27 protein-coding genes are annotated in these 26,606 nt (G+C 52.4%); 19 read left to right on the plus strand and 8 right to left on the minus strand.

Going from position 1 to position 26,606, the window contains the following annotated elements; all coding sequences use genetic code 11:
* Positions 1–9 precede the first annotated feature (9 nt).
* The 10 genes from JT31_RS22220 to JT31_RS22260 all read left to right on the plus strand — a co-directional run bounded on the left by JT31_RS22220 (position 10) and on the right by JT31_RS22260 (position 10,730).
* A complete protein-coding gene (locus JT31_RS22220) occupies positions 10–1,122 on the plus strand; it encodes an EscU/YscU/HrcU family type III secretion system export apparatus switch protein (RefSeq protein WP_038482336.1) in 1,113 nt (370 codons plus the stop codon).
* Between the two features lie 132 nt (positions 1,123–1,254).
* Complete coding sequence (sicA, locus tag JT31_RS22225; RefSeq protein ID WP_038482340.1) at positions 1,255–1,806, plus strand: type III secretion system translocator chaperone SicA; 552 nt, start codon at positions 1,255–1,257, stop codon at positions 1,804–1,806.
* Positions 1,807–1,808: 2 nt separating this feature from the next.
* Positions 1,809–3,860, plus strand: a complete 2,052-nt coding sequence (sctE, locus tag JT31_RS22230) for a type III secretion system translocon subunit SctE (RefSeq protein ID WP_038482342.1) — start codon at positions 1,809–1,811, stop codon at positions 3,858–3,860.
* Between the two features lie 49 nt (positions 3,861–3,909).
* On the plus strand, positions 3,910–5,154 hold the full coding sequence (locus JT31_RS22235) for a hypothetical protein (protein ID WP_052049053.1): 1,245 nt from the start codon (positions 3,910–3,912) through the stop codon (positions 5,152–5,154).
* Between the two features lie 63 nt (positions 5,155–5,217).
* Entirely contained in the window at positions 5,218–6,324 is a 1,107-nt protein-coding gene (locus JT31_RS22240; protein ID WP_038482344.1) for an IpaD/SipD/SspD family type III secretion system needle tip protein, read from the plus strand.
* Positions 6,325–6,344: 20 nt separating this feature from the next.
* Positions 6,345–6,812, plus strand: a complete 468-nt coding sequence (locus JT31_RS23820; protein WP_144244078.1) for a hypothetical protein — start codon at positions 6,345–6,347, stop codon at positions 6,810–6,812.
* Positions 6,813–6,833: 21 nt separating this feature from the next.
* The gene (locus JT31_RS22245; RefSeq protein WP_038482347.1) at positions 6,834–8,915 is read left to right on the plus strand and encodes a hypothetical protein; all 2,082 of its coding nucleotides are present in this window, start codon (positions 6,834–6,836) and stop codon (positions 8,913–8,915) included.
* A gap of 10 nt (positions 8,916–8,925) precedes the next feature.
* Complete coding sequence (locus tag JT31_RS22250) at positions 8,926–9,174, plus strand: acyl carrier protein (protein ID WP_038482350.1); 249 nt, start codon at positions 8,926–8,928, stop codon at positions 9,172–9,174.
* 65 nt (positions 9,175–9,239) lie between these two features.
* A complete protein-coding gene (locus JT31_RS23825; RefSeq protein ID WP_144244079.1) occupies positions 9,240–10,154 on the plus strand; it encodes a hypothetical protein in 915 nt (304 codons plus the stop codon).
* Between the two features lie 81 nt (positions 10,155–10,235).
* A complete protein-coding gene (locus JT31_RS22260; protein WP_038482356.1) occupies positions 10,236–10,730 on the plus strand; it encodes a LuxR C-terminal-related transcriptional regulator in 495 nt (164 codons plus the stop codon).
* Positions 10,731–10,897: 167 nt separating this feature from the next.
* Here JT31_RS22260 and JT31_RS22830 read toward each other — a convergent pair whose 3' ends face one another.
* The 3 genes from JT31_RS22830 to pth all read right to left on the minus strand — a co-directional run bounded on the left by JT31_RS22830 (position 10,898) and on the right by pth (position 13,890).
* A complete protein-coding gene (locus JT31_RS22830; protein WP_052049054.1) occupies positions 10,898–11,776 on the minus strand; it encodes a hypothetical protein in 879 nt (292 codons plus the stop codon).
* A gap of 298 nt (positions 11,777–12,074) precedes the next feature.
* A complete protein-coding gene (ychF, locus tag JT31_RS22270) occupies positions 12,075–13,166 on the minus strand; it encodes a redox-regulated ATPase YchF (RefSeq protein ID WP_038482359.1) in 1,092 nt (363 codons plus the stop codon).
* Positions 13,167–13,305: 139 nt separating this feature from the next.
* Positions 13,306–13,890: an aminoacyl-tRNA hydrolase gene (gene pth / locus JT31_RS22275; RefSeq protein WP_008454164.1), complete on the minus strand. Its 585-nt coding sequence runs from the start codon at positions 13,888–13,890 to the stop codon at positions 13,306–13,308.
* A 274-nt stretch (positions 13,891–14,164) separates the two neighbouring features.
* Between pth and ychH the strand changes: the two genes are divergently transcribed.
* Positions 14,165–14,443: a stress-induced protein YchH gene (ychH, locus tag JT31_RS22280; RefSeq protein WP_038482363.1), complete on the plus strand. Its 279-nt coding sequence runs from the start codon at positions 14,165–14,167 to the stop codon at positions 14,441–14,443.
* A 123-nt stretch (positions 14,444–14,566) separates the two neighbouring features.
* Positions 14,567–15,619 (plus strand): MerR family transcriptional regulator, encoded by a 1,053-nt coding sequence (locus JT31_RS22285; protein ID WP_038482366.1) that lies wholly within the window; start codon positions 14,567–14,569, stop codon positions 15,617–15,619.
* Here the strand turns inward: JT31_RS22285 and JT31_RS22290 are convergent.
* Positions 15,576–16,487: a LysR family transcriptional regulator gene (locus JT31_RS22290; RefSeq protein WP_038482369.1), complete on the minus strand. Its 912-nt coding sequence runs from the start codon at positions 16,485–16,487 to the stop codon at positions 15,576–15,578. The two genes, JT31_RS22285 and JT31_RS22290, sit on opposite strands and share 44 nt — an antisense overlap.
* Before the next feature lie 121 nt (positions 16,488–16,608).
* On the opposite strand from JT31_RS22290, the gene JT31_RS22295 reads away from it, so the two are divergent.
* Entirely contained in the window at positions 16,609–17,349 is a 741-nt protein-coding gene (locus JT31_RS22295) for an SDR family NAD(P)-dependent oxidoreductase (RefSeq protein ID WP_038482372.1), read from the plus strand.
* A 13-nt stretch (positions 17,350–17,362) separates the two neighbouring features.
* Entirely contained in the window at positions 17,363–17,572 is a 210-nt protein-coding gene (locus JT31_RS22300) for a tautomerase family protein (protein WP_038482375.1), read from the plus strand.
* Between the two features lie 15 nt (positions 17,573–17,587).
* Here JT31_RS22300 and dauA read toward each other — a convergent pair whose 3' ends face one another.
* From dauA to lolB, 4 genes are all read right to left on the minus strand, one after another.
* The gene (gene dauA / locus JT31_RS22305) at positions 17,588–19,243 is read right to left on the minus strand and encodes a C4-dicarboxylic acid transporter DauA (protein ID WP_038482378.1); all 1,656 of its coding nucleotides are present in this window, start codon (positions 19,241–19,243) and stop codon (positions 17,588–17,590) included.
* Between the two features lie 143 nt (positions 19,244–19,386).
* Positions 19,387–20,334: a ribose-phosphate diphosphokinase gene (prs, locus tag JT31_RS22310; protein ID WP_008454180.1), complete on the minus strand. Its 948-nt coding sequence runs from the start codon at positions 20,332–20,334 to the stop codon at positions 19,387–19,389.
* A gap of 125 nt (positions 20,335–20,459) precedes the next feature.
* On the minus strand, positions 20,460–21,329 hold the full coding sequence (gene ispE, locus JT31_RS22315; RefSeq protein ID WP_038482384.1) for a 4-(cytidine 5'-diphospho)-2-C-methyl-D-erythritol kinase: 870 nt from the start codon (positions 21,327–21,329) through the stop codon (positions 20,460–20,462).
* Positions 21,329–21,952: a lipoprotein insertase outer membrane protein LolB gene (gene lolB / locus JT31_RS22320; protein WP_038482387.1), complete on the minus strand. Its 624-nt coding sequence runs from the start codon at positions 21,950–21,952 to the stop codon at positions 21,329–21,331. Before lolB ends, ispE begins: the two co-directional genes overlap by 1 nt.
* A 202-nt stretch (positions 21,953–22,154) precedes the next feature.
* On the opposite strand from lolB, the gene hemA reads away from it, so the two are divergent.
* From hemA to sirB1, 5 genes are read left to right on the plus strand one after another with little or no spacing between them, the layout of a single operon-like run.
* Positions 22,155–23,411, plus strand: a complete 1,257-nt coding sequence (gene hemA / locus JT31_RS22325; RefSeq protein WP_038482389.1) for a glutamyl-tRNA reductase — start codon at positions 22,155–22,157, stop codon at positions 23,409–23,411.
* Positions 23,412–23,447: 36 nt separating this feature from the next.
* The gene (gene prfA, locus JT31_RS22330) at positions 23,448–24,530 is read left to right on the plus strand and encodes a peptide chain release factor 1 (protein WP_038482392.1); all 1,083 of its coding nucleotides are present in this window, start codon (positions 23,448–23,450) and stop codon (positions 24,528–24,530) included.
* Entirely contained in the window at positions 24,530–25,360 is an 831-nt protein-coding gene (gene prmC, locus JT31_RS22335; protein WP_038482394.1) for a peptide chain release factor N(5)-glutamine methyltransferase, read from the plus strand. Before prfA ends, prmC begins: the two co-directional genes overlap by 1 nt.
* A gap of 20 nt (positions 25,361–25,380) precedes the next feature.
* Positions 25,381–25,770, plus strand: coding sequence for a SirB2 family protein (locus JT31_RS22340; protein WP_038482397.1), 390 nt, complete (start codon positions 25,381–25,383; stop codon positions 25,768–25,770).
* 2 nt (positions 25,771–25,772) lie between these two features.
* Positions 25,773–26,582: an invasion regulator SirB1 gene (gene sirB1, locus JT31_RS22345; RefSeq protein ID WP_038482399.1), complete on the plus strand. Its 810-nt coding sequence runs from the start codon at positions 25,773–25,775 to the stop codon at positions 26,580–26,582.
* The last annotated feature ends 24 nt before the right edge of the window (positions 26,583–26,606 follow it).

The following is a 26,606-nucleotide window of genomic DNA, read 5'->3' on the forward strand; positions in this document are numbered from 1 at the left end:
AATATTTCTATGGCAGAAAAAACAGAGCAGCCTACCAGTAAAAAGCGCAGGGACTCGTCTAAAAAGGGCCAGACGTTTAAAAGTAAGGATCTTATTACCACGGTGATACTGCTTGCCGGGATCTTTTACCTGGCCTATGGCATGAGTTTCAGTGACTTCACTCAATTTTACTCCATGACCCTGCTGTACAGCACCCAGATTGGAATAAATGATTTCCTCATGGGCTTAATGCGTATTTTCTTTCTGCTTAGCCTGCCATTTATTGCGCTCTGTGCACTTGTGGGTATGGCCGCAACCTTGCTGCAGACTGGGTTTTCTATCGCAACCGAAGCCATCAAGCTAAATTTCAAAGCGCTAAACCCGGTGGAAGGGGTAAAAAAGATCTTCAGCATGCGCACGGTAAAAGAGCTGGTGAAATCAGTTTGCTATCTCATTGTATTTGCAGTGACCTGCTATAGCCTGATTCACAACGACCTTCGCCAGGCATTAACGCTTTATCGGACCGATATAGCCGGGCTTATTGCTTGTTGGGTTTCGCTGACGCTGAAGGCCGTGCTGGTGTTTATCGGCTGGTCTGTTTTTGTGCTGATTGCAGATTTTATTGTTGAATATTTTCTCCATTTCAAAGATCTCAAAATGGATAAACATGAGGTCAAACAGGAGCGTAAAGAGAGCGACGGCAATCCACAGATTAAAAGTGCCAGACGGCGAGCGCACCAGGAGATACTTTCCGGGGAGGAAATGGCGGCGGTCAGAAATTCCGAGGTAGTGATGGCGAACCCAACGCATATCGCGATGGCGATCTATTTTAACCCGGAAGTGGCATCGCTGCCCTTTATTGCCCTGCGTTGCACCAACATGAAAGCCAAAGCGGCGATTGCCTATGCGGAAAAAATCGGCGTGCCGGTAGTACGCAATATTCCGCTTACCCGCAGGCTGTATCGCACCTACAGCCAGTACAGCTTCATTTCGCTAAATGATGATGTGCTGATTGACGTTATGGACATTCTTATCTGGCTGCGTCAGGTCGAAGCCGCGGGCATGACCCAAATGGCGGTGGCCGACGTGGAGGCCGAATCTACATTACCGGAAAGTCAGCAACCGCCAACGGACCAATCGTAGCAGACACCTGTGCGGTTTTTTTGTATTAACTACCGGGGCACAACAGTATGATGACTATATCTTCTTCACTGTTCGCCTTTGGGTTAATTGGCTGTTTTTAGATGTTAACAAATAATAAGGAAAGAGGCTGCAATGGCTAATAAAAATATGTTGGATTTACTCAGCGACGAAGAAGAATTTAAAAGTGATGAGCAACTCGATGCTTATGCTGAAAGCCTGCTGGATGCCATTCAAAACGGGGCGACGCTTAAGGATGTCTATGCCGTACCTAATGACACCATGCAGGACGTTTATAAGCTGGCTTACGATTTTTATCATCATGGAAAGTTGGACGATGCAGAGTCTTTGTTCCGTTTTCTGTGCATTTATGATTTCTATAACCCTGAATATGCAATGGGTCTTGCGGCGGTCTATCAGCTTAAAAAGAATTATGCCAAAGCTATCGAATTTTATGCACTTGCTTATTCCTTATCTAAAGAAGACTTCAGGCCAATGTTTTATGCCGGTCAATGTAACCTGATGCTGCGACAGAGTGTACAGGCTCGTAAATGCTTCGATATTGTTATTAGCAGGTGTAAAGACGCGTTATTAAGTGAAAAGGCGAAAGCCTACATTTCCGCGCTTAATAAAATAAATAATGACAAGACCGATACTCCTGAAGAGGAGAAACTTAATGAGGAATAATAATGGAGATAATCAGGCAGGTGGCGCGGCCAGTCATTCTGGAGCAAGCGACCCAAGAGCCGGTAGACCAACATCAGGCGGGGATGGAAGCCGGCGATGTTGAGTTAAAAAAACAAACCACACAGGCAAAACGCCTCGGCAATGCGGAGTTAAAGAGTCATCCGCAGCTGAATTCTGTTAAGGGTGCGCTGCAAACCCTGCAGCCCGATCAACTGCTCAAACTGTTGAAATCGACTATCAATACCGTCAACGGGAATACCCCCAGGACGAACTTAGATAACCAGGACATACCTCAGCTTAAATCTCCGGTGAGCCGCGAGCCCGCCACGGCAAAAAGCGGCAGCGAAGCGAAGCTTTCTGCTTCGGCCTGGGCGACGGCATTGCTCGGGAAAGTCATGCAGCTCACGAATGAAACGTCGATGAGTAACCTGCTCGCCCAGCTGCAAGGCATCAACGCCATGATGGATGGTGCCGCGAATGCCTATTCCGAGATGGCAGCCCAGTTAGAGCAGCAGGGGACGCAGTGGGCCAGCGATGCTGATGCGCTTAAAGCTGCGCAACAGCAGGCGGATGCGCTTTCACAGGATGTCGGAAAGGCCCAATCTGCGCTTGATGACGCGCAACGAAAATTAGCGGCGCTTGAGGCCGAAGCCGCTAAACAAGACCCGGTTTCTGAAGAACTGCAGGGCAAAATTGATGCTGCTAAAACGGCGGTGAACGCTGCGCAGGCTAACCTCACCCAGGCCACAACCACCTATAACAACTTTGCTAATAAGACGTTGAATCCTGCAATAGCTGCGGAGAAAAGCTCCCGTTCGGCATTAGATGCGACGCAGGCTAAGTCGCAGAAAATGGTTGATTCGTTCAGCCCGCAACAGCAAAGCACCATTGAACAGCGGCGTAAGGAGGCAGATGCAGAGTCTAAAACCCTGACGTTCCTCATGGCCCTGATGGCGCAGCTGATTAACAAAAGTTCCAGCGACGATCTTCAGGCGTCCGCGGAGCTGAAGCAGAAATTGGCGGAAGCGGCGGCCAAGGATGCGGAGAAAAAGGCCAAGGAATACGAAGAGGAAGTGCGTAAAGCTGAAGAAATGCAGAAGACGATGGGCTGCATTGGCAAGGTTTTGGGCTGGATTGTTACGGCGGTAAGCTTTGCCGCTGCGGCATTCACCGGTGGCGCTTCTTTGGCACTGGCGGCCGTTGGGCTAGCGCTGGCCATTGGTGATGAGATAAGCCAGGCCGTGACCGGCCGTTCGTTTATGGCCGATGCGATGCAGCCGCTGATGGATGCGATCGTGAAACCGCTGATGGAGATGATGGGCAAAATATTCTCAGCCATTCTTCAATCCTTCGGGGTCGATAAAGACACGGCAGATATGGTGGGACAAATCCTCGGCGCGATCGCGGCGGCGGCGGTACTTGTCGCCGGTGTAATGGTGGCGGGTAGCGTGATGAGCAAAGTTTTTGGCACGGTGATGAAAAAGATTGGTGTCGACGTGGCAGAAGAAGCCAGCAAGACGATGGCCAAAAATGTTGCTGTTGAAGTGGAAAAAGAGGTCGTTAAGGACGTCACCAAAAACGTGGTGCGCACCGCGGTGAAGGAAGTTGCGGAAGAGGTAGCGCAAGAAGTGGCTGAAAAAGCCACAAAATCGACCATGCAAAAATTGATGGACAGTGCCATCGGCCAGGTTATTAAGCGGCTAAGCAAAGGTTTTGGCCGTTCATTGGGTGCGGACGAGCTGCAAATGGCCAAGGTGTCTAATTACAGCCAGAAGGCTGTGGTGGGTCTGAGTGTGGTCAATACCTCAAGCCAGGCGGCTGTCGGGATTGTTGCGGCCAGTATGCTGCTGGAAGCGTCGAAGATCAGAGCTGAAATGATGAAGGACGCAGCGCTTCAGGATTTACTTAACGAAATGATGAATCGCGCCATCGATAGCTTTACCCATCGAATGGAATCGGTCAGTGAGATTGTGCGCAATATCTCAACGGTTGCGGAAAACCAGGCGCAGGCCGGTAAATATATTACTAAACAGATGAGTGCAGTTGCCGGATAAACGGCGGGACTATTATTACCCGCAATAATATAAAGGAGTTTTATTAATTATGTCCGATCCAATTATTGGTACTGGTGCGTCAGAACGTTATTTACGCGTGCAGGACGTTCAGACCGAAACAAAAAGTGTTGTTATTCAGGAAGAGAAAAGAAATGTCCTGGACATGTCCGATCTCGCCAAAAAAGAGGGCATGCTGTCGTTGATGATGGAAAAACAGAGTCTGCGTACCGATACGACTCAGGCATCATCTGCGGCACAGAAACGCAAAGGGGGAGATATTGAAACTGATACCCCGGCTAAAACGGTGAAATTATCCGTCGCAGGGGAAGGGGATGCAAATAAAGCAGAGCGCCTGGCAGCCTCCGTGCCTGGCGTATTAACGTCACAGATCAATATTACGCAGCCAAATAATAAATCGGCAGATATCGGTAAAAGTGACAGTCAGTCAACCGTAAGCAACGCTTCGTCTTCCGCTGGTCAAGCTCGTTCGCAGCCCGCTGTTGAAGGCGGTACTGATATCACCGCCGCAGATGCCGCGGGACCACGGTTCATCAACGTTGTGGGTTCCATGAAGCAGCTCGAGGTGAGCAATACCATCACCACCGTAATGCTAAATGCTGAACGAGATGCCAACAAAGCGGCGGCGGCGGCAACAAACCGCAGCGTAGATGCGGCGGCTCGCGCAGGTAATAAAACCATTGAGGCTGCTCGACAGAATCTCAACGGGGCAATCACCTCCGGTGCGCTGGGTATTGCAGGCCAGGGAGCGACGACCGCGACCCAGATGAAGGCGCTAAATAAAGAAGGCTCTTCCATCACCAAGAATCTGAAACCGGCCCGCAACCTTGAGCTTGGCGTTCGCGAGCATCAGACCGCGATTAAGAGTGGCAAAGATAGCATGGTTCATCAGAACAAAAAGCTGTCTGGCGATGTTGAGGCCACCATGACACATCCGCAGGCTGCTGATATGCACGCCAGCTCGCTTAAGCGCGATACCCACAATTCGGTACAGCTTGCGACGCAGAAGAGCCGTGTTACCGCCGAGTACGCTAACCAGGGCATTCGTTCCGGGCAGGGGGCTGTTGAAGGGGCATTTGGCGTATCAGCCGCTGAGAAGCAGAAAGAGGCAGAGCTGGCCCGCGCCGACCGCGATGTTAACAACGAACTGGCCAATACCCAAAGTCAAACGGCCAAGAAGGCCGCAGAGACAAATGCGGCCATCCGGAGTATGACCGACACCATACTCAACGCTAATAACAGCGCGGTATCTTCCATCGCGGAACGTACACGCTAAATCTGAAGAATAAGCAACGTATGCAGGGATACCCGGCATACGTTGCTCAAAAGGAATATCGCCATGCTTAACGTAAATAATGCTCTACCCAACCCCGTTAGTTACTATCCCGCTGATACCAACGCTACCCAGGCTGCGCCGATGGCTGAAACTCACGCAGGTTCAACTTCGGAACTGAACACGAAACTAATAAAAGAGCTTATTGCCCAGTTGGACACCCCTAATAAGGCAGATAAGTTTGATGAAATTAGGGCACTGCTTGGTCAGTATGGTTTGGATACCAGCGGCGAAGATTTTAATAACAGCAAACTGCTTGCCGCATTAGAGCATCTCAAAACGGCCAATGACGGCGCACAACCGTCAGATGACGTTGCAGATATGGTCGCCAATCAGAAACAGCTTGTAAAGAGTAGCGCTCAGGCGTTATCGGATATCCAACGCGAGATCGTTACAAATCGTACTAAGGCGAACTATTCGTTAAGTCAGTTTTCGGCTGAGAAACAAAGAGCGGCGCAGGAACCTGCACCGGAGCCAAAGAGCGGTGATGACGAAATTTCCACCCACACCAGCTATGCCGAGCTGTGGGCCAGAATGGCCCTCGCTATTAAAGAAATCAAAGGCGATTACGTAGATTTCTATGCCGATTTGATGCAGAAGTATACGGAAATGTACGAAGCTTATAATACGCACGTGCAGGGGGCGGCATCCAAAGCCGTTTCCACAGGTGATGACGGTAATAATGTTAAGTTCGATACCACCGTCATGAAAAAAGGGTATGACGACTTCAGGAAAGAAGTTAACGGTATCGACCTGGGCAGTGTAAAAAACTGGGATAAAATGACGCCGGAAGAGCGTAAAAGTATGGAAACCACGCTTGCGCCTGCCTTTAAAGTAAACAATAGCGGTGAAATCGAATTCAACCTCGATCAGTATAGCGCCGCACCTAATTATCCATCAGGTATTAGCGGTGGCAAAGTTTCTACGGCCAGCTACCAGGCGTGGCTTGCCTCCTTTAATGCAGGCGGCAGCGCCCTGCAAAGTAATATGCAGGCTTTTGCCCAACGGTATAGCCAGGCAAACAGCACCTTCGATAATTTGAATAAAGTATTGAGTGGTGCGATCGCGTCCCTTGCGGAAAGTGCAAAAGACGTTCTTAAAGCCTTAGGTTAAAAATTTACTGAGTGGGTTATATGGACGGCATCTACAGGTTCGCATCGCAAGAAAGTTTAAGACAAGATATTTATCTGACTCAGGGAGTAAATGAAACCTATGGTGCATTCGCCTGCCGCGTTTCCGGCTTGCAGGTTAGGTTTGCGGAACCAGACACTTTTTTAAGACGTATGAACAGTGTGTCGTCTAACAGCTCGCAGGGGAGTTTTAAAGACCATTTTGGCTATGCTTCTGCATTAGAAGAACATCATTCATTGCCCGGTGAAGGGGTTTGTGCCGCACAACGTTATTATTTTCATATGCGAGCAGATACCCTAAAACAAGCGTCTTCGCACAATAATGACCGTGCCGATCAAGATTTAATCGAGCAGCCTCAAATACAAAGTCGCTCTCGAGAAACGAGTGATGAGCCAAAAAAAACGGTCATTCAGCGGCTGTTAAATTTCCTAACCCGGTGCTTTATGCCCTGTATCAAAGTCAAAACATAGGACAGTTGAGGAGCTATTATTATGCTTGGATCTATTAATGGTGCAGTCAGACAGGATATTCAATCTATCCATGCCAGAGGCATGGATAGCTCTGCATGCGCGACCGACAGACCCGCTTTTATCAATCTGATTGCAGAAGGTAGAAACGATCCGATAGCCCTATTTAGACAACACCCGCATCAGACCGTTAATGCAAAACAGCTTGTTTTGCATGAGGCGCAAAAAAACCTTCCCGCCGATTTCCTTCAAAAGGATTTAAGCCCAGAAGGAAATAAGATCAGAACGCTTATCGGTGTTATCTATAAGGATGTGCAGGATAGCGGTAATGCAGACGATATAGCCAAACTTGATAAAGTTTGTAAGAAACTTGCCGAAGCTAACGGCAATGAAAATAAAGAGCAGAAGGTAACAAAGGAACTCTCAGGCCTGGTTTCAAAATACAGCGAGGGTGCTTTTGAAAAGGTCATCAACAAGTATATTGAACACTGCATGGAAGCCTGGGAAGATCATCACCAGGCGAGGTCAGTGGATACTCACGACAAGGCCATCTTCAAGCAATGTCTGGATGTTTGCAAATCTACGCTGAAGCACGACGTGGAAGGTCTGACACAGCCCGATCAGCCATGGGAAACGATGGCCCAGAAGCTGAACTTTTTCGTCAATGACTGTGCCGCTATTTCGAAAACGCTGACATTTTATGATGCGGAACCGGTGACCCCTGCACCACAAGGCCCGGAGACGCTGAATCCTAACCCCGACGGTGGTGCAGATAACCAACGAGTATTTATTCCAACCGGGCCAGGGCAGGGCGGCATTACCCTGAATATCACCAGCCAGGGGGGGAGTGTTGGCGATATTACCCATTCAGTTGGTGCGGCGAATACCGCGCCCGCGGACTCTAATTCTGCGATTGTTAAGCACATTCTCGATTCAGGTCTTACCAATATTGAAAAGGTGGGTCTCATTAAAGACCTGTTTAATGCTGGCATTGGAGGCGGGAGCAACTTCCTTGGAAATCTGGCTGGCGTACAGGGCTACAGGCAAGAGCCAGCTGTCGACACTCCGCAGCAAAACGTTGCCAGGCGGGAAATTGAAACCCAGACACCAACGCGTGAATTAAAGAGCATCGCTACTCAAACTGAGGGTGCGACTGAAACGGAAACTGTTAACGATGCGAGCCCTGGTCCTGAGCCCAAAGTTCAGCAACAGCCAACCATTGTGGTTGAACAAAACAGGCTGAAGACGGCGTTCGGCGGCGAGGCGTCCAAAATGCAGCATGCGCAAAATTTGGAAGCGGACAACGTCGATGGCGTCGTGCTGCGCGAGAAAAATGAGCCATCCGGCCGCACTTCTTTATCAAGCGGTGATTTTATTTACACCACCACGCGCAACATCGATCCGTTGAATCGCAGAACTTCAACGCCGAAGCATTTTATACCCCTTGGGCCAGAGACTACACCTGAGCGGGCAAGCGCAAAAGTCGTAACGCTGGCGGATAAGTTTGAAGCTTTGAATCAAAGGGCTCCTTCAGCCTTCGCTCACCTGGATAAAAACGGTGCCGTGGCGTCTGAAGAAGAAAAGGCAAAACTAACAGCGGATCATGACGTTGAGAAGAACTTAACGGATAGCCTGATAAGGCCTGAACCTGAACCCCCACTAAATCCTCAGGTGCGCAGTGACGGTTCGGCGGCTAACAGGGCACCCGCAGGTGTCAAAACTGCCAATCCAGGCATGGATTCAACTGATGGCGGAATGCTTCGCAAGCATGGTGAAGAGGTTAGCCGTAAATCTGCAGCTGATGGTTTCCAGCCAACGCGAATTAATGCTGCCGCCGTAAATATGCCCGGGAATAGGTTTAGCAACGAGTATGTTTACACAACGGTACGCACTGTGAATTCATGGAACAGGGAGCCGAAGCCGGTGAGTTTCGTTCCTAAGGGTTCCCAATCTGACTTAGCCGAACTGGATGCGGTGATTTCGAAGTTAAGGCCAAGAGATCAATCTGAATTCGATGCTCTGGAAAATAAGAGTGTTGAGCAGGACAAAGAAAAACTTCCTTTTCAGGAAAAGTTAGCGGAGTTCATAAGCCGACGCGAGCAATAGGTTATTAACCATGAATGAAACAGTGATTGATAAAACGGTAGCTTCGCTGGTGGCTAATCTCATTTATCAGGTCAACGGCGTTCTACCAGGAAATATTAAACTGGAGGATAGTTTAATTACCGACCTGGCAATGGACTCCGTTGAGCTTATAGACCTCCTGATGCGACTAGAAGAGATAGGTGTAACGATACCGGAGTCCGATATCAGTAGCAGCCTAACCGTTGCGGATATTATCCAGCGCGTGCAGGAAAGTGCATAACGCAGTTCGTTCAATGTCGCCTGAACATGGGGAGTGCGACAGTAAATTAATAAGGAAACTATCTAATGATTACAATGCCGATTCCGCCTGCTGAACTGTACCAGGCGATGGCCAGCGCCAGTGCCAAAGCCGCCACGGCCGCAGGGAATGCCATGAATAGTGTCCAGCAGGGATTTCTTTCTTGCGTGACAAAAGTATACAACTCGCTGGTAGCGATGAAAGATGCGGTCATTGCAGGTTTCCATCGCCTTAGTGAGAGGATGAGTCCCTCGGCTACTGACGCTCCTGCGTCAACATCTCCTGCGTCAACATCTCCTGTGTCAACGCCGCCTGTGGCTACGCTTAATCCTATCTCGGGAGCCGACACGAGGATATTCTGTCAGGAGTTAGTGCGGAAAATGGAAGCTGACCCTGGCTCTATAAATGGTATGTTTCGACAGAGTCCAGCGATCAAACTTAGCGAATTTAATCAGCGTTTGACCGACCAGACTGCATTTCTGGAGGCGATCAAAAGTGATGAAGTTAACAATGTTGAAGCAGGTTTTTTGATTAAGCAATGGATGGGGCAAACGCTGGCGGATAATAAATTTTCTCCTGAAGAGCGCAGGGCGCTGATGGCCAGCAAGGATAATAAAGCCGAAGTGAATAAAATTTTTGAAAGTAAATTTAATTCAGCTGATGCTAACGGCCGGGAGAATAAAGATAAATTTATTTCGCTACTTTCTGTCATGCGTTCATATAAAGAAATATCTTTAGCAAACATCAATATGGAGAGCCGTCAACACGACCCTAGCGTTGTTGGGATTATGGGTATCGCACAAACATTTGATTTGGATGTAAATCTAATGCTTGCCACAACCCCTGCAGAGATTGCGATGCGTAACAAAGAAAAAGATGAGGCATTGACGGCATTTACGGCGCTGTTGGACCATTGCCCTCCGGGCGTGCCGCCGAAACCGGTCTTTATGCGCGCCAACTAATCCCCCCGCTCTGTCAGCATACTCAAGGCCTGCTTAGCAGGCCTTTTAATTAAATATTTCAGCTTGAGAACGGATGGTGTTGTGCAGATTTATTCCTGCGATAATTATTTTATTCTTGGTGTACGTTCATTAATTGAAAAACTTGATATCAGTAATTCCTCCGGAATGATAGTTTTTGATGCGGGCAGCGAGTACGTCTATATTTTCCATGGTGATAAATTACGCCATGCAGATATCAATGATTCATTCAGCGCTCTGGTATATTGCAGCCATGCCTTTTTAAGCAAAAATGCTACTCTCAACGCATATGCCAGTCGCCTTCAAGCGAGTCCTGAAAAGGACTTCGATGACGAGACAATGGCTATTTTGACCCGCAGAGAAGAGATGATAATTAAGGCGTTATACAAAGTCTCTAACCGTAAGCATCTTGCCGAGATGTTTAGCATCAGCGAAAAGACCGTTAGCACGCATACGAGAAGAGGGTTACATAAGCTAGGCGTGAAAAATACCAATACGCTACACCGTATTCTTCAAGCCTGGCAGGCTGTATTACCGGCAATTCTTCCGGACTCGTAATTGTAAAATCCGTCGCATTCATAAAATAATCCACGCCGGGGCGTGGATTATTTTTATATATTATTTCTGCAAGCAATAACTTTTCTTCATGATCATACCATCATTTGATATATATTTGATTTTAAGGTTTTTTATGGATGAAGATATGAGGTTTTCATGGGTGCAATTTAAAGCCCTGCTTTTGATAGTGTTTTAATATTTATTTTTCTTGTGGGGCTATCTTTCCCAAGCATATCATCCAGTTGTGCAATGCATGAATGATATTCTTTCTTGATTTCATTTGGAATGTATCTGAACCCACCTTTAATATAGTCGGAGATTATGTTTTTTTTCACTTCATCGTCAATACATTCTAATGTATCACGCTTAAATACAAGTCCGAAATCTATGGGTTCCACGGTGCCTATTGACGTTTTCAAAAAGTTAGATGGTTTTGCATCACCCATAAAAAATCCATTTTTAAATAGATCGTTGACGCCTGTTAGTGTGTCCTGGAAATTTGGAGTCTTGCCGTTGATGAATGGCATTTCAATACGTTTTTCTACTATAGTGGCTGGTTTTTTAAAACTCTGTATTTTTATATGATATTCATTGCACATATTTGCTTCATGAAAAATTTCATTTACTGTTAAGTTTTTCGTTTTCTTTAGAATAGATTCACCATCTTTATATACAGTTCCTCTTGATCCCTTACCCAATAATTGCTTCTCATCATCAGGAATGTAATTTGTTTTTAATAATTTTTTAGCATTGACTTCCCAGGAGTGAATTTGAGAGTTGATAAATGAATCATCTTTGAAAGATTTAATGGTTTTTATTTCCTTGATTAATTTTGAAACCTCTCTGTAATTTACATTGGTACTGCAAGGGGTACCTCGGATTATAAATTCAGCCTCTCTATTTTTAAATTCATACTGAGTGTTTACTATACTCACTAACTTTTCCAACGACTTGTTAGATAGCGATGTATTGTTTGTTTTTTTATTAATGGCACTTTGTAAATTATCAGAGTGAATATTTATTTTTTCTTTAAAGAAACTAATCATATTAATATCACCTAATCATAGGTTTAGTGAATGGGAAGGATGTTAGCTTCCACCCATGATAATGGTTTTTTCGTAGATTTCTTTCAAAAAAGAGGAATATCAAGTGCGGGCACAGCCGCTATATCAATTACCACTTGATTAAAAAATGTACTCACCTGCATACTCATATTTGATTGCGCTTCTACGAAACTGCCTGAGACGCTATGAAATGAAAAAAATCCACGCAATTGCGTGGATTCTATAGGATTTTGCCGTTGTTATGAGATTCAGTGAAACCTCATGAGACAGCAGATTTTATTTAGACGTTGAACAAGAAGTTCATCACGTCGCCGTCTTTCACAACGTAGTCTTTACCTTCGGCGCGCATTTTGCCGGCTTCTTTCGCGCCTTGCTCGCCTTTGTAGGTAATGAAGTCTTCATAGGCGATGGTCTGCGCGCGGATGAAGCCTTTTTCGAAGTCGGTGTGGATTTTACCCGCGGCCTGTGGGGCGGTAGCACCGACAGGGATGGTCCACGCACGCACTTCTTTCACGCCAGCGGTGAAGTAAGTTTGCAGGTTCAGCAGCTCGTAGCCTGCGCGGATCACGCGGTTCAGGCCAGGCTCTTCCAGACCCAGCTCGGCCATGAACTCGTCACGGTCAGCGTCGTCCAGCTCGGCGATGTCGGATTCTACCGCAGCACACACGGCAACCACGACGGAACCTTCGCCTGCGGCAATTTCGCGAACTTTATCGAGGTACGGGTTATTTTCAAAACCGTCTTCGTTAACGTTGGCGATGTACATGGTTGGCTTCAGGGTCAGGAAGCTCAGGTATTTGATGGCGGCTTTATCTTCTTCGGTCAGGTTCAGCGCGCGCAGCATACCGGCGTTTTCCAGCTGTGGCAGGCATTTTTCCAGCGCGGCCAGCTCGGCTTTAGCGTCTTTGTCGCCGCCTTTGGCCTTCTTCTGCACGCGGTGAATAGCGCGTTCACAGGTATCCAGGTCAGACAGTGCCAGCTCGGTGTTGATAACTTCAATATCGTCAGCCGGATCCACTTTATTATTTACGTGGATGATGTTGTCGTTTTCAAAGCAGCGCACCACGTGGCCGATAGCTTCGGTTTCACGGATGTTGGTCAGGAACTGGTTGCCCAGGCCTTCACCTTTAGACGCGCCTTTTACCAGGCCAGCGATGTCCACGAACTCCATGGTGGTCGGCAGAATACGCTGCGGTTTAACGATTTCGGCCAGCTTGTCCAGACGCGGGTCCGGCATAGGTACAACGCCCGTGTTCGGCTCGATGGTACAGAACGGGAAGTTAGCCGCTTCAATACCCGCTTTGGTCAGCGCGTTGAACAGAGTGGATTTACCAACGTTCGGCAAGCCGACGATACCGCATTTGAATCCCATGGTTTAAATCACCTTAATTGCTTGATAATCAATGAATTTTAACGTTTTCATTGAAAAAATGTAGATAACTTTGCGCATTATACACTTAAACCGCCGTCAGCGGGCGCGGAAATCCTTTCCAGCAGGGCGGAAGAACGGATTATTGTGCTTTAAAGGCGTGCAGACGATTGGTCGCTTTTGTCAGACCTTCTTTCAGCCATACCTCGGTGCAGCGCGCCGCTTCGTCCACGGCATCGTCAATCAGCTTCTGTTCGCTGACCGGCGGTTTACCGAGCACGAAGCCGACAACTTTGTTTTTATCGCCCGGATGACCGATCCCGACGCGTAACCGATGAAAGTTCGGGTTATTACCCAGTTTGCTGATGATATCTTTCAGGCCGTTATGCCCGCCGTGGCCGCCGCCAAGCTTGAATTTCGCGACGCCCGGAGGCAAATCCAGCTCGTCGTGCGCAACCAGAATTTCATCCGGCGCGATGCGGAAGAAGGTGGCCATGGCCGCGACAGCTTTCCCGCTGAGGTTCATAAACGTGGTCGGAACCAGCAGCCGGACGTCTTCACCGCCGAGGTTAATCCGGGCGGTATAGCCAAAAAACTTCGCTTCTTCTTTCAGCGACTGGTTATGGCGCTCGGCCAGTAAATCCACATACCAGGCCCCGGCGTTATGGCGGGTCGCGGCGTATTCAGCGCCTGGGTTAGCCAGGCCGACAATTAATTTGATGCTCACGTTTAAATTCCTGAAAACCGTTCACAGCGGCGTAGTTTACTGCGCGACGGCGGCGTTGACAAAGCGCAATCCCCGCGCCGACACATTCTTGAATAGTTGACGATCTGAACCATTAGAATTTCAAGTAACTCAGGCGCTTATTTGTAAACTTTTGTAGAGCTTTCGTTCGTAATTGTGATCGCCCACGCACATGCTCTTTAGGGGCATTGTCTATACTTTAGTCACAAGGAAAGGGGATGTTCCCCACCGACCCGTATACTTGCGGAGGTGACATATGAAACGCAGAAACGCTTCGTTACTCGGTAATGTCCTCATGGGATTGGGACTGGTTGTGATGGTGGTCGGCGTGGGCTATTCGGTTCTGAACCAGCTCCCGCAGCTAAATTTGCCTCAATTTTTCGCCCACGGTGCAGTGATGAGCATTTTCGTCGGGGCCGTACTTTGGCTCGCTGGGGCACGTATCGGCGGGCGCGAGCAGGTTTGTGACCGTTACTGGTGGGTTCGCCACTACGACAAGCGCTGCCGCCGGGATGAGCATCATCGCCACAGCTAATATTTAGCAGATTCGAAGAAACGGCTCCTTTTCAGGGGCCGTTTTTTTTATGCTTACCGGGTTGACCCTCACGTAACGTGAGGCTGCAAACTCCCCCTCAGCAGAAGCCAAAAGGAGCAGGACATGTTGTTTAAAGTAGGCGAACTGGCAAAGCGCGCCGGTATCACGGTACGCACGCTACACCATTACGAAGCGATGGGCCTGCTGCTTCCTTCTGCCCGCACCGCCGCCGGTTACCGTTTGTATAACCGGCAGGACATCACCAGGCTGCACCATATTCAGGCGCTAAGCCGAATGGGGATGAGCCTGAACGAGGTGCGCGACTGTCTTGAGCGTCAGGCGCTGTCGCTCCAGGAGATCCTGGATTCGCAGATCTCAATGCTGGACGGCCAGCTGGCGGAAATTGCCGTGCTGCGCCAGCGCCTGGTTACGCTGCGGGAAACCCTTCGCAGCGGCGCAGAACCTGACCTCGAGGAATGGCTTACTACGCTGGAGTTAATGACGATGTACGATCGCTATTTTTCAAAAGAAGAGTTACAGCGCCTGCCTTTTGCGCAGGCTGACAGCCACCGTGACGATGAATGGAAGCAGCTTGTGGGGCAAGTTGCCGCGCTTTGCCAGCAGGGCGTATCGCCTGCCGATGTGCGGGCACAGCGGTTAGCAACGCAGTGGATGGAAATGCTGGAGCGCGACACGGCGGGTGAACCTGACTTTTTGGTTCGACTGAACAAAATGCATCAGGCCGAGCCTGACATGGCCCGGCAGACGGGGATCTCAGCGGAGATGACCGACTACGTGACCCGCGCATTTGGCCACGGCAAGCTGGATATTTACCGGCGTTACCTCAACGAGGAAGAGTTTGCTTTCACCAGCAGCCACTATTTCGACCGCATGCAGGAGTGGCCGCCGCTGGTGGCGGAGGTGCGAAAGGCTAATGCACAGGGCGTGAAAGCTGACTCAGAGCAGGCGCAGCAGCTTGCTCGCCGCTGGCTGGAGCTGTTTCAGTCGTTTGCCGGGACTTCACCGCTGACACAGCAAAAATTCCGTGCCGCAATGGCTCAGGAGCCCGAACTGGTCAAAGGAACCTGGATGACGCCGGAGGTGCTGGCCTGGCTGCAGCAGGCGATTGGCGCTATGTTCCAAGCCGCTGGACTAAGAAATCAACCAGGCTCCTGACCCGCAAAGAGAGATGACGGGCATGAGGATAGAGTAAAATAAACGGTCGTGAGGTGCCGCCGTGCTCCGGCAGCACCTCAATCAGTGAACCGTCGGCCAGGTCCTGTTCCACGTTGAACCTGTAGGTCTGAATCAGGCCCGCGCCGCTTCTGGCAAGCGTCACGCTGCCCAGTACATCTTCTGCGCAGGTGAAGCTGCCGTGGGTGAAAATGTCGGTATTTTTACCGTCGAGGCTGAATGTCCAGGGTACTTTGCGCCCGGTGCTGGGCAATTCAAACTGAATGCACTCGTGCAGCGCCAATTCGTCGAGCGTTTTAGGTATGCCAGTCCGAGCCAGATAGGCCGGTGAAGCAACCGTGATCAGTTCCGCGTCTTCGAGCTTACGGGCAATTAGCGAGGAATCCGCGGGCGAACGTCCGCGAATGGCAATGTCGTAACTTTCGTCGGCAAAATCGATATTACGGTTGCTGATGTGAACCTGAACGGACACGCGCGGGTGGATCTGTCTGAATTCAGGCAGCAGCGGCAGCACGCGATGGTGGGCGTAGGGAGTGGGCAGGCTTATGCGCAGTACGCCCGCAGGTTCACTCTGCGCGCCCGTCACTTCTCGCTCGGCTTCTCTGAGCTGCTGCAGCGCCTGCTGGCACTGGCGAAAGTAACGTTCCCCGCTTTCGGTTAATCTTATCTGCCGGGTGGTGCGCACGAACAGGCGTACGCCTAATCGCTCTTCAAGCCGCGCAATAGAGCGGCTGACCGCCGCGGGCGTGATGCCCATAACATTGGCAGCTGCGCTGAAGCTCAGCTGCTCTGCGGCCTGGCAAAACAGCTCCAGCGTGCCTATCTGCATCTCTTCGAACTGGCGTTTCATGGCGAGGTTTCCCGTTTATCTATTACATGAGGTATCTTGTCATGTTACGGATGGCTAATTTATTGGTCATTATGTCATAAGTATAGTGGGCTCCACACACACTCACACACTGGAGCACATCATGAACTCAACCCCAACCGTTATTGTTACCGGCGCCTCAAGCGGTATTGGCCTGGCTATTGCGCAGGCTTACCTGGCGCGAGGCTACAATGTTGTCGGCAATGGCCGCACCCTGAAGCGCTTAGAGACGGCGGCGGCAAGCCTGGGTAATCCGCAGAATTTTCTGCCGGTGGCCGGGGACATTGCGCTGAAGGCAACCGCAGAAACGCTGTTTAAGCAGGCTATCGCCGCTTTTGGACGTGTCGATATCCTGATTAATAACGCCGGGATCTTTATCCCGAAACCGGCGAGTGAGTACAGCGAGCAGGATATTGACGCGATGATTAACACCAACCTGAAAGGGTTCCTGTTTCCGTCCCAGCTCGCCGCCAGTCATATGAGCAAAAACAAAGCGGGGCATATCGTAAACATTACGGCAAGCGTGGCGATGCAGCCCAACGTCAAGGTGCCTGCTTTATTACCGGTGATGGTGAAGGGGGGGGTAAACCAGGCAACCCGGGCGCTGGCTTTAGAGCTGGCGGCGGATAATGTGCGGGTTAACGCCGTTGCGCCGGGGATTATCGAGACGCCGCTGCATAGCGATTACTCGGGTACGGCAGGTTTTCTCAGCACGCTGTCACCGAGCGGGAAAACCGGCAGCGTGCAGGATGTGGTGAACGCCGTGCTGTATCTGACGGATTCTGAATTTGTCAGCGGGACCGTCATGGCCGTCGACGGCGGCAGCACCGCTGGCGTGTGGTAACAGGAGAACCGCCATGCCTTACGTTAATATTCGCGTTACCCGGGAAGGCGTCAGCGCAGAGCAGAAGCTTGCGCTGATTGAGGGCGTGACCGATCTGCTGGAGCATGTGCTGAATAAAAAGCCTGCCGATACGTTTGTGGTTATCGACGAGGTCGACACCGACAACTGGGGCGTGAACCGTGAAAGCGTGACCAGCAGGCGGCGACGTGAGGCCGCTCAGTAGGCGTGAAACTGGCCGCTAGTCGGCGGCCAGTGCGGCCTGAACGTCAGGGAAGAAGGCCAGGCGGCCAGGTATCGGCCGTACGCCAGCCCGTGCGAGGGTGCGCAGCGGCTGGAATTCAAGGTTCGTCACCCGCAGCTCACAGCCTTCCGGCATTTTCTCTACAAACCGCTGGAAGGCATCCAGACCGCCCGCGTCGAGTACCGGCACCGCAGCCCACTGCAAAATAACCACGCGATGGCCCGGCACCTGCTGGCCTAGCTGAGTGAATAATCCTTCGGCAGCGGCAAAGAACAGCGGCCCGGTTACGCGCAGGGCAAGAACATCTTCAGGCGTATTCACGTTATTGAGCGGTGCGAGGCGGGTCATTCGGGCAATGCGGCGCATAAACAGCAGTGATGCCAGCACAATACCCACGCTGATGGCGATTACCATGTCAAACAGCACGGTCAGCGACATACAAATCAGCATCACGATGATGTCGTCTTTCGGCGCGCGGCGCAGCAGGTTCACGACTTTGTGCGCTTCGCTCATGTTCCACGCCACCATCAATAGTAGGGCGGCCATCGCAGAGAGCGGGAGCCAGGAAAGCAGAGGGGCAAGTGCCAGCAGCGCCAGGATAACCAGCAACGAGTGAATAATGGCGGCCACCGGCGAGGTAGCCCCGGCACGCACGTTAGCGGCAGAGCGGGCAATCGCGGCGGTGGCGGTAATACCGCCGAAGAACGGAGCAATAATATTCCCCAGCCCCTGGCCAACCAGTTCGCTGTTAGCGTTATGTTTTGTGCCGGTCATGCCGTCCAGCACCACCGCGCAGAGCAACGATTCGATGGCGCCCAGCATTGCCATAGAGAATGCCGCAGGGAGCAGGGCGCTCAGCGAGTCCCAGCTCAGCGTAAAGTCCGAATTTGGCATGTTCCACGGCAGCATTAACTGAGGCAACAGCTGGGGGATGCCGTTCCCCTGGCTTCCGTCGGCAAGAACATAATGGAAGCGTGAACCAATGGTCGCCACGTCCCCGCCCAGAGAAGTCACGATAGCCATCACGGCACAGCCCGCCAGCAGCGCAGGCAGATGCCCCGGCAGGCGAATCCCCAGGCGAGGCCAGAAAATCAGCACCGCCAGGGTGACAATGCCAATGGCGGCATCGCCCATATTAACGGTGGGCATCGCCATCGCCAGCGCGGCGACTTTATTCAGGTAGTGCTCCGGCACGTGCTCCAGCGTCAGGCCGAAGAAGTCCTTCACCTGCATGGTGGCGATGGTAATGCCTATCCCGGAGGTAAAGCCCAGCGTTACCGACAGCGGGATGTACTCGATAAGTCGGCCAAAGCGCGCCAGCCCAAACAGGATCAGGAATATGCCGGACATCAGCGTGGCGACCAGCAGCCCCGCCAGCCCAAACTGCTGTGCGACCGGGTAGAGAATCACCACGAAGGCAGCGGTCGGGCCGGAGACGCTGAAGCGCGAACCGCCGCTGAGAGCAATGACAATCCCGGCGACGGCGGCCGTATACAGGCCATATTGCGGCGCGACGCCGCTGCCGATGGCCAGCGCCATTGCCAGAGGGATAGCAATTATCCCCACGGTCACGCCGGCGATAGCATCGCGGCTAAAGCGGGACAGGGTGTACTTTTCGCGCCAGCAGGCGTCAATCAGGGCGCGGAAAGGCATTACGTGAGAAGAAGATACGGTTTTCACTTGTGATTCCATCCGTGAGCGCATCATCTGTCGTTCAGGCAGGTGAAGGAGGCATTGAAAAAGAGTAGTACAAAAACGAAAAAACCCGCCGCAGCGGGTTTTAAAAGCAACGTCGATCAGTGCTCGAACATTGCAGAGATAGATTCTTCGTTGCTGATACGACGAATAGCTTCCGCCAGCATCCCGGACAGGGTCAGGGTACGGACGTTTGGCAGGGCTTTGATTTCGTCAGACAGCGGGATGGTATCGCACACAATCACTTCGTCGATCACCGAGTTGCGCAGGTTGTGAACCGCGTTACCGGAGAAGATTGGGTGAGTAGCGTAGGCGAATACGCGTTTCGCGCCGCGTTCTTTCAGCGCTTCTGCTGCTTTACACAGGGTGCCGCCGGTATCGATCATGTCGTCAACCAGGACGCAGTCACGGCCGGACACGTCACCGATGATGTGCATAACCTGGGAAACGTTAGCGCGTGGGCGACGCTTGTCGATGATAGCCATATCGGTGTCGTTCAGCAGCTTGGCGATAGCACGGGCACGTACCACGCCGCCGATGTCCGGGGAAACCACGATTGGGTTTTCCAGGCCGATTTGCAGCATATCTTCCAGCAGAATTGGACTACCGAAGACGTTATCTACCGGGACGTCAAAGAAGCCCTGGATTTGTTCAGCGTGCAGGTCCACGGTGAGAACACGGTCAACCCCTACGCTTGAGAGGAAGTCAGCGACGACTTTCGCAGTGATTGGCACACGAGCGGAGCGCACGCGGCGGTCCTGACGAGCGTAGCCAAAGTAAGGGATAACAGCGGTGATACGACCTGCAGAAGCGCGGCGCAGGGCATCAACCATAACAACTAGTTCCATCAGGTTGTCGTTCGTTGGGGCACAGGTGGACTGGATGATGAAAATATCACCACCGCGTACATTTTCGTTGATTTGTACGCTTACTTCACCGTCGCTAAAGCGACCGACGGCGGCGTCACCAAGGGAGGTGTACAGGCGGTTGGCAATACGTTGTGCTAGTTCCGGGGTGGCGTTACCAGCAAAAAGCTTCATATCAGGCACGAGAAGAACCTCAGGCATGCGTCCAGTGGCGGATGGTTGCTACCGCATCATGTGCGGGCGGGGTAGCCCCCATCCAGGCGGTGTATTAAAGAGCACGATGCAACGTCTGAAACGAGGTGACGTTGTCACCAATGCCCAGCTTGCCCGGATATGGCCTGATGCAGCGGAGATCTATTAACGCCTCGCGCAACAAACCCATGCAGCCATTCCGGGGCTTGCTCAAGCACCTGCCGGGCGGCCTGCTCGGTGTCAAATTCAGCAAACACACAAGCGCCGGTGCCGGTCAGGCGCGACGGCGCGTATTCTAACAGCCAGGAAAGCGCTGCATCAACCTCGCGAAAACGTTTTCTTGCGATAACCTCACAATCGTTGCCAAATTCACATTTTAGCAACGTCGTAATTGACCTTATCGGTGCTTCGCGCGGCAGCTCAGGATCGCCAAAAATAAGCGGCGTCGGAATGCTGACGCCGGGATGGGCCACCAGGTACCATTTTTCTTCGGGCTCAACCGGCGTGAGAATTTCGCCTACGCCTTCGGCAAAGGCCGCGTGGCCCCTGACAAACACCGGTACGTCGGCGCCAAGGCGAATGCCCAGCGCGGCCAGCTCGTCTTCGCTGCAGCCGGTTTTCCAGAGAGCGTTTAGCGCAACCAGCACCGTTGCAGCGTTGGAGGAACCGCCGCCCAGGCCTCCGCCCATCGGCAGCCGCTTCTCAACACCCAAATCCGCGCCAGCACCAGCGGGCAGCGTGCCTTTCGCCGCGGCGTGCTCAACCAGCAGGCGGGCAGCACGTACAATCAGGTTTTCTTCATCTGGAACGCCGTCAATCGGCGTCACCAGCCGGATCACGCCGTCTTCCCGAGGTTCTATCGTTATCGTGTCGCCGTAGTCGAGAAACTGAAACAGCGTCTGCAGGTTGTGATAGCCATCCGCGCGACGGCCGGTGATATAAAGAAAAAGATTCAGTTTTGCAGGAGAAGGCCAACGAGAGATCATTATTTCACCGCCCAGCTGTCCATTTTCAGCTTGATGCGCTGGTCGCCTTCGCGCAGTTCCATATTGGAAGGCAGAGAAGGCTGGGTTTTGCTGTCGTAGTCGCTGTACACCACTTTCCAGGTTTTGCCGTCCTGGGTGTAGTTCACTTCGCGCAGGCGATACTGGTCGTCCAGCTTATAGTCGGTGGAGTCGCCCGGCAGGCCGAGGATCCACTGGCGCAGGCTGTTAAGCGGAATCGGCATCCCGGTCAGCTTGCCAATCATCTCTTCCGCATCTTTCGCAATGTAGCGCTTGCCGTCGCGGTCGGTCAGTTGGACCTGGTCCGGCTGCGCGTTGAGCTCAAGCTCGGTGCTGCCGAGCGGGTTGGTCAACAGCAGGCGGTAGCGGTCTGGCGCAGTTTGCTGCCAGTTAAAGCGGGCATATACCTTTTGACTATCGGAGAGATAAGCAAAAGCACCGCGCGTTTGATACTGGGTGATTTTTTGCACCTGTTGCTGGTGTTCTAACCACTGCGGCGAGTCAGGGCTCTTGCCCGGGCCGCTCGGTTGGTGGACTGAACAGGCGGCCAGTACCAGGCTGGCAAGGGGCAGAAGGCGCATCAGACGGGCTTTAGGCATCAACATAGCGGCAGCAAATCCTTAAATTCATTTTTGTGGTCAACCGTTCATGCTAGCGGGCGGGCGGCAGGGCGTCTACGGTCAAGTTGTCTTAAATCATAAATCATCCACTTACTCCGCAAGGGTAAGCTCTCTTTTATTGATTCGGCTCATCCTGTATGATGCGACCAGAAATCCTTATCAACATCGGTATTACTCAGACCGCTCCATGACCCTGTTAGCGCTAGGAATTAACCACAAAACGGCTCCAGTATCGCTGCGAGAACGCGTCACGTTTTCGCCGGACACGCTCGACCAGGCGTTGGGCAGCTTGCTGGCACAGCCCATGGTCCAGGGCGGGGTCGTGCTGTCGACCTGCAACAGAACTGAGCTGTACCTGAGCGTTGAACAACAGGAAAACCTGCACGAGCGGCTGGTTCGCTGGCTGTGCGAGTACCACAACCTCAACGAAGAGGAAGTGCGTAAAAGCCTCTACTGGCACCACGACAACGACGCCGTTAGCCATCTGATGCGCGTCGCGAGCGGCCTGGATTCGCTGGTTCTCGGCGAGCCGCAAATTCTCGGCCAGGTGAAAAAAGCTTTTGCCGATTCACAAAAAGGCCATTCGCGCTCCAGCGAGCTGGAACGCATGTTCCAGAAGTCCTTCTCCGTTGCCAAGCGCGTGCGCACCGAAACCGACATCGGCGCCAGCGCCGTTTCCGTCGCGTTTGCCGCCTGTACGCTGGCGCGGCAAATCTTTGAATCTCTTTCCTCGGTTACCGTCCTGCTGGTCGGCGCCGGGGAGACTATCGAACTGGTTGCCCGCCATCTGCGCGAGCATAAAGTTGAGAAGATGATTATCGCCAACCGTACCCGAGAACGCGCCCAGGTGCTGGCCGATGAGGTCGGGGCCGAAGTTATCAGCCTGAGCGATATCGACGAGCGCCTGGCGGATGCCGATATCATCATTAGTTCGACCGCCAGCCCGCTGCCTATTATTGGCAAAGGGATGATGGAGCGAGCGCTTAAAGCGCGTCGTAATCAGCCTATGCTGCTGGTGGACATCGCCGTTCCGCGTGATGTCGAGCCGGAAGTGGGCAAACTTGCGAACGCCTATCTTTACAGCGTGGATGACCTGCAGGCCATTATTCAGAGCAACCTCGCGCAGCGTAAAGCGGCGGCGGTTGAGGCTGAAACCATCGTGGCTCAGGAATGCAGCGAGTTTATGGCCTGGCTGCGCGCGCAAAGCGCCTCCGAGACCATTCGCGAATACCGTAGCCAGGCAGAGCAGGTCAGAGACGACCTCGCTGCCAAAGCGCTGGCCGCCCTGCAGCAGGGTGGCGACGCGGAGTCCGTATTGCAGGATCTGGCCTGGAAACTGACCAATCGCCTGATCCATGCTCCAACCAAATCGCTCACGCAGGCCGCCCGTGACGGGGACGATGAACGCCTGCAAATCTTGCGTAACAGCCTCGGGCTGGATTAGCACACACAACTCTTATTACAAGGTGAACCACCGCCCATGAAGCCTTCTATTGTTGCCAAACTGGAAGCCTTGCAGGAGCGCCATGAAGAAGTTCAGGCCCTGCTTGGCGATGCATCGACCATTGCCGATCAGGACCGCTTTCGCGCTCTGTCTCGTGAATATGCCCAGTTAAGCGATGTATCGCGCTGTTTCCTGCAATGGCGCCAGGTACAGGAAGACATTGAAACCGCAGAAAGCATGCTTAGCGACCCGGAGATGCGCGAAATGGCGCAGGAAGAGCTGGCCGAAGCGAAAGCCAGCAGTGAAGAGCTGGAGCAGCAGCTTCAGGTGCTGCTGCTGCCAAAAGATCCCGATGATGAGCGCAATGCGTTTGTCGAAGTTCGTGCAGGCACAGGTGGGGACGAAGCCGCGCTGTTTGCCGGTGATTTGTTCCGTATGTACAGCCGTTATGCCGAGGCCCGCCGCTGGCGTGTCGAAATTATCAGCGCTAACGAAGGTGAACACGGCGGCTTTAAAGAGGTTATCGCTAAAATCAGCGGTGACGGCGTTTATGGTCGCCTGAAGTTTGAGTCCGGCGGCCATCGCGTGCAGCGCGTGCCGGCCACGGAATCCCAGGGGCGTATTCACACCTCCGCCTGTACCGTGGCGGTGATGCCTGAAATTCCTGAAGCGGAGCTGCCGGATATTAACCCGTCGGATCTGCGTATCGATACCTTCCGCTCCTCGGGCGCGGGCGGTCAGCACGTTAACACCACCGACTCTGCAATCCGTATTACCCACTTGCCTACCGGCATTGTGGTGGAGTGCCAGGACGAACGTTCCCAGCATAAAAACAAAGCGAAAGCGCTTTCTGTACTGGGCGCGCGTATTCGCGCTGCGGAAGTAGCAAAACGCCAGCTGGAAGAGGCGTCTACCCGTCGTAACCTGCTGGGCTCCGGCGACCGTTCTGACCGCAACCGTACCTACAACTTCCCGCAGGGCCGTGTGACCGACCACCGCATCAACCTGACGCTTTACCGTCTGGACGAAGTGATGGAAGGTAAAATCGATGCCCTGATCGAGCCGATTGTCCAGGAGTTCCAGGCCGATCAGCTCGCGGCGCTGTCCGAGCAGGATTAATGGAGTTTCAGCTATGGCTTCGCCAGGCCGTACAGCGCCTGGCGCAGAGCGAAAGCCCAAAGCGGGATGCGGAGATCCTGCTTGGGTTTGTCACAGGCAAAGCCCGCACGTTTATCCTCGCGTTTGGCGAAACAACGCTGACGCCCGTCCAGCAAAGCGAGCTTGAGGCTCTGCTGGTACGGCGCGAGCGCGGTGAACCGGTGGCACATCTTGTGGGCGAGCGCGAGTTCTGGTCGCTGCCGCTGCGCGTCTCCCCGGTTACGCTTATTCCTCGTCCCGATACCGAATGCCTGGTCGAACACGCGTTAACCAGGCTGCCGGATACGCCATGCGCAATATTGGATCTTGGCACCGGTACAGGGGCGATTGCCCTGGCGCTGGCAAGCGAGCGTCCGGACTGCGAGGTAACGGCGCTGGATGTCGTGCCGGAGGCCGTGGCGTTGGCGCAATGGAACGCTGAAAATCTTGGCATAGCCAACGTCAGGGTGCTGCAAAGTCACTGGTTTAACGCCCTCGATGCTCAGCGTTTTGCGCTGATTGTCAGCAATCCGCCGTATATCGACGAAGCCGACCCGCACCTCAGTGAAGGCGACGTTCGCTTTGAGCCGAAAAGCGCGCTGGTGGCAGGCAATCATGGCCTGGCCGATTTAGATACGCTGGTTAACGATTCGCGCCGCTTTCTCGAACCCGGCGGCTGGCTGGTGCTGGAACATGGCTGGAAGCAGGGTGAAAGCGTGCGGCTGCTGCTGCGGGACGCGGGTTTTACCGAGGTTGCAACCTACAAAGATTATGGCGACAACGATCGCCTGACGTCAGGACGCTATCTTTGACTCATTAAGGAACAGACATTTTGGCGACTTATTTCTCACTTAAATATCTGCATATTTTCACCGTCGTAATCTCAATCAGCCTGTTTGTTTTACGCTACTGGTGGCAATATCGCGGGTCTGCGATGTCCGGCAAGCGCTGGGTGCGCATCGTACCTCATGTTAATGATACTCTGCTGTTAGTCAGCGGTTTTGCGCTGGTTGCTCTCACGCATTTCTATCCTTTTACGCCGCAGGGAACGTGGCTGACTGAAAAGCTGTTTGGCGTTATCATCTATATCGCTTTAGGTTTTATCGCGCTGGGTAAACGCCCGCGCAGCCAGCAGGTTCGTTGGTTTGCCTTCCTGCTGGGGCTGGTGGTGCTCTACATCATCATAAAACTCGCCACCACTAAAATACCGATATTGGGGTAAGTATGAAGTCGTTAGCCGATTTCGAATTTAATCAGGCACCGCTCTGCGAAGGCATGATTTTAGTCTCGCAGCTGATCCGGGATGATTTCCCGACCGCAGAAGTTGAAGCGCAGCTTAAGGGGCTGGTCAGCCTGGCAAAAGAAGAAATTTGCCAGGGGACACATCCCGACCTGCAGCTGGAAAAACTGCTGGAACTCTTTTACGGCGAATGGGGTTTTAAGGATTCAGGGGGCGTTTACCGCCTGTCCGATGCCCTGTGGCTGGATAACGTTTTAAAAAGCCGGCAGGGGAGCGCCGTCTCGCTTGGGGCGATACTGCTGTGGATCGCCGGGCAGCTCGATATTCCGCTGATGCCGGTTATCTTCCCGACGCAGCTTATCCTGCGCGCCGACTGGATGGATGGCGAAATGTGGCTCATCAATCCGTTTAACGGCGACACGCTGGACGAGCACACGCTGGAAGTGTGGATCAAGGGCAATATTAACCCTACGGCCGAGCTGTTCGACGAAGATCTTGACGAGTCCGACAATGCGGAAGTTATCCGCAAGCTGCTCGACACGCTCAAGTCTGCGCTGATGGAAGAGCGGCAGATGGAGATGGCGCTGCGCGCCAGCGAAGTGCTGCTGCAGTTCAATCCGGAAGACCCCTACGAGATCCGCGACCGCGGCCTGATTTATGCGCAGCTGGACTGTGAACACGTGGCGCTCAGCGACCTAAGCTACTTTGTTGAGCAGTGCCCGGAAGATCCGATTAGCGAAATGATTAAGGCGCAAATCAACTCGATTGCGCACAAGCAGATTACCCTGCATTAAGTTCACACCTGATAAGGCGAACAT

It is taken from the genome of Cedecea neteri (assembly GCF_000757825.1).
In the GTDB taxonomy this organism is placed as follows: domain Bacteria; phylum Pseudomonadota; class Gammaproteobacteria; order Enterobacterales; family Enterobacteriaceae; genus Cedecea; species Cedecea selenatireducens.

Bases quoted from the DNA above. Each gene is read 5' to 3' on its own strand.
- JT31_RS22220 (WP_038482336.1), top strand. From the start codon at position 10: ATGGCAGAAAAAACAGAGCAGCCTACCAGTAAAAAGCGCAGGGACTCG.
- sicA (WP_038482340.1), top strand. From the start codon at position 1,255: ATGGCTAATAAAAATATGTTGGATTTACTCAGCGACGAAGAAGAATTT.
- sctE (WP_038482342.1), top strand. From the start codon at position 1,809: ATGGAGATAATCAGGCAGGTGGCGCGGCCAGTCATTCTGGAGCAAGCG.
- JT31_RS22235 (WP_052049053.1), top strand. From the start codon at position 3,910: ATGTCCGATCCAATTATTGGTACTGGTGCGTCAGAACGTTATTTACGC.
- JT31_RS22240 (WP_038482344.1), top strand. From the start codon at position 5,218: ATGCTTAACGTAAATAATGCTCTACCCAACCCCGTTAGTTACTATCCC.
- JT31_RS23820 (WP_144244078.1), top strand. From the start codon at position 6,345: ATGGACGGCATCTACAGGTTCGCATCGCAAGAAAGTTTAAGACAAGAT.
- JT31_RS22245 (WP_038482347.1), top strand. From the start codon at position 6,834: ATGCTTGGATCTATTAATGGTGCAGTCAGACAGGATATTCAATCTATC.
- JT31_RS22250 (WP_038482350.1), top strand. From the start codon at position 8,926: ATGAATGAAACAGTGATTGATAAAACGGTAGCTTCGCTGGTGGCTAAT.
- JT31_RS23825 (WP_144244079.1), top strand. From the start codon at position 9,240: ATGATTACAATGCCGATTCCGCCTGCTGAACTGTACCAGGCGATGGCC.
- JT31_RS22830 (WP_052049054.1), bottom strand. From the start codon at position 11,776: ATGATTAGTTTCTTTAAAGAAAAAATAAATATTCACTCTGATAATTTA.
- ychF (WP_038482359.1), bottom strand. From the start codon at position 13,166: ATGGGATTCAAATGCGGTATCGTCGGCTTGCCGAACGTTGGTAAATCC.
- ychH (WP_038482363.1), top strand. From the start codon at position 14,165: ATGAAACGCAGAAACGCTTCGTTACTCGGTAATGTCCTCATGGGATTG.
- JT31_RS22285 (WP_038482366.1), top strand. From the start codon at position 14,567: ATGTTGTTTAAAGTAGGCGAACTGGCAAAGCGCGCCGGTATCACGGTA.
- JT31_RS22290 (WP_038482369.1), bottom strand. From the start codon at position 16,487: ATGAAACGCCAGTTCGAAGAGATGCAGATAGGCACGCTGGAGCTGTTT.
- JT31_RS22295 (WP_038482372.1), top strand. From the start codon at position 16,609: ATGAACTCAACCCCAACCGTTATTGTTACCGGCGCCTCAAGCGGTATT.
- JT31_RS22300 (WP_038482375.1), top strand. From the start codon at position 17,363: ATGCCTTACGTTAATATTCGCGTTACCCGGGAAGGCGTCAGCGCAGAG.
- dauA (WP_038482378.1), bottom strand. From the start codon at position 19,243: ATGCCTTTCCGCGCCCTGATTGACGCCTGCTGGCGCGAAAAGTACACC.
- ispE (WP_038482384.1), bottom strand. From the start codon at position 21,329: ATGATCTCTCGTTGGCCTTCTCCTGCAAAACTGAATCTTTTTCTTTAT.
- lolB (WP_038482387.1), bottom strand. From the start codon at position 21,952: ATGTTGATGCCTAAAGCCCGTCTGATGCGCCTTCTGCCCCTTGCCAGC.
- hemA (WP_038482389.1), top strand. From the start codon at position 22,155: ATGACCCTGTTAGCGCTAGGAATTAACCACAAAACGGCTCCAGTATCG.
- prfA (WP_038482392.1), top strand. From the start codon at position 23,448: ATGAAGCCTTCTATTGTTGCCAAACTGGAAGCCTTGCAGGAGCGCCAT.
- prmC (WP_038482394.1), top strand. From the start codon at position 24,530: ATGGAGTTTCAGCTATGGCTTCGCCAGGCCGTACAGCGCCTGGCGCAG.
- sirB1 (WP_038482399.1), top strand. From the start codon at position 25,773: ATGAAGTCGTTAGCCGATTTCGAATTTAATCAGGCACCGCTCTGCGAA.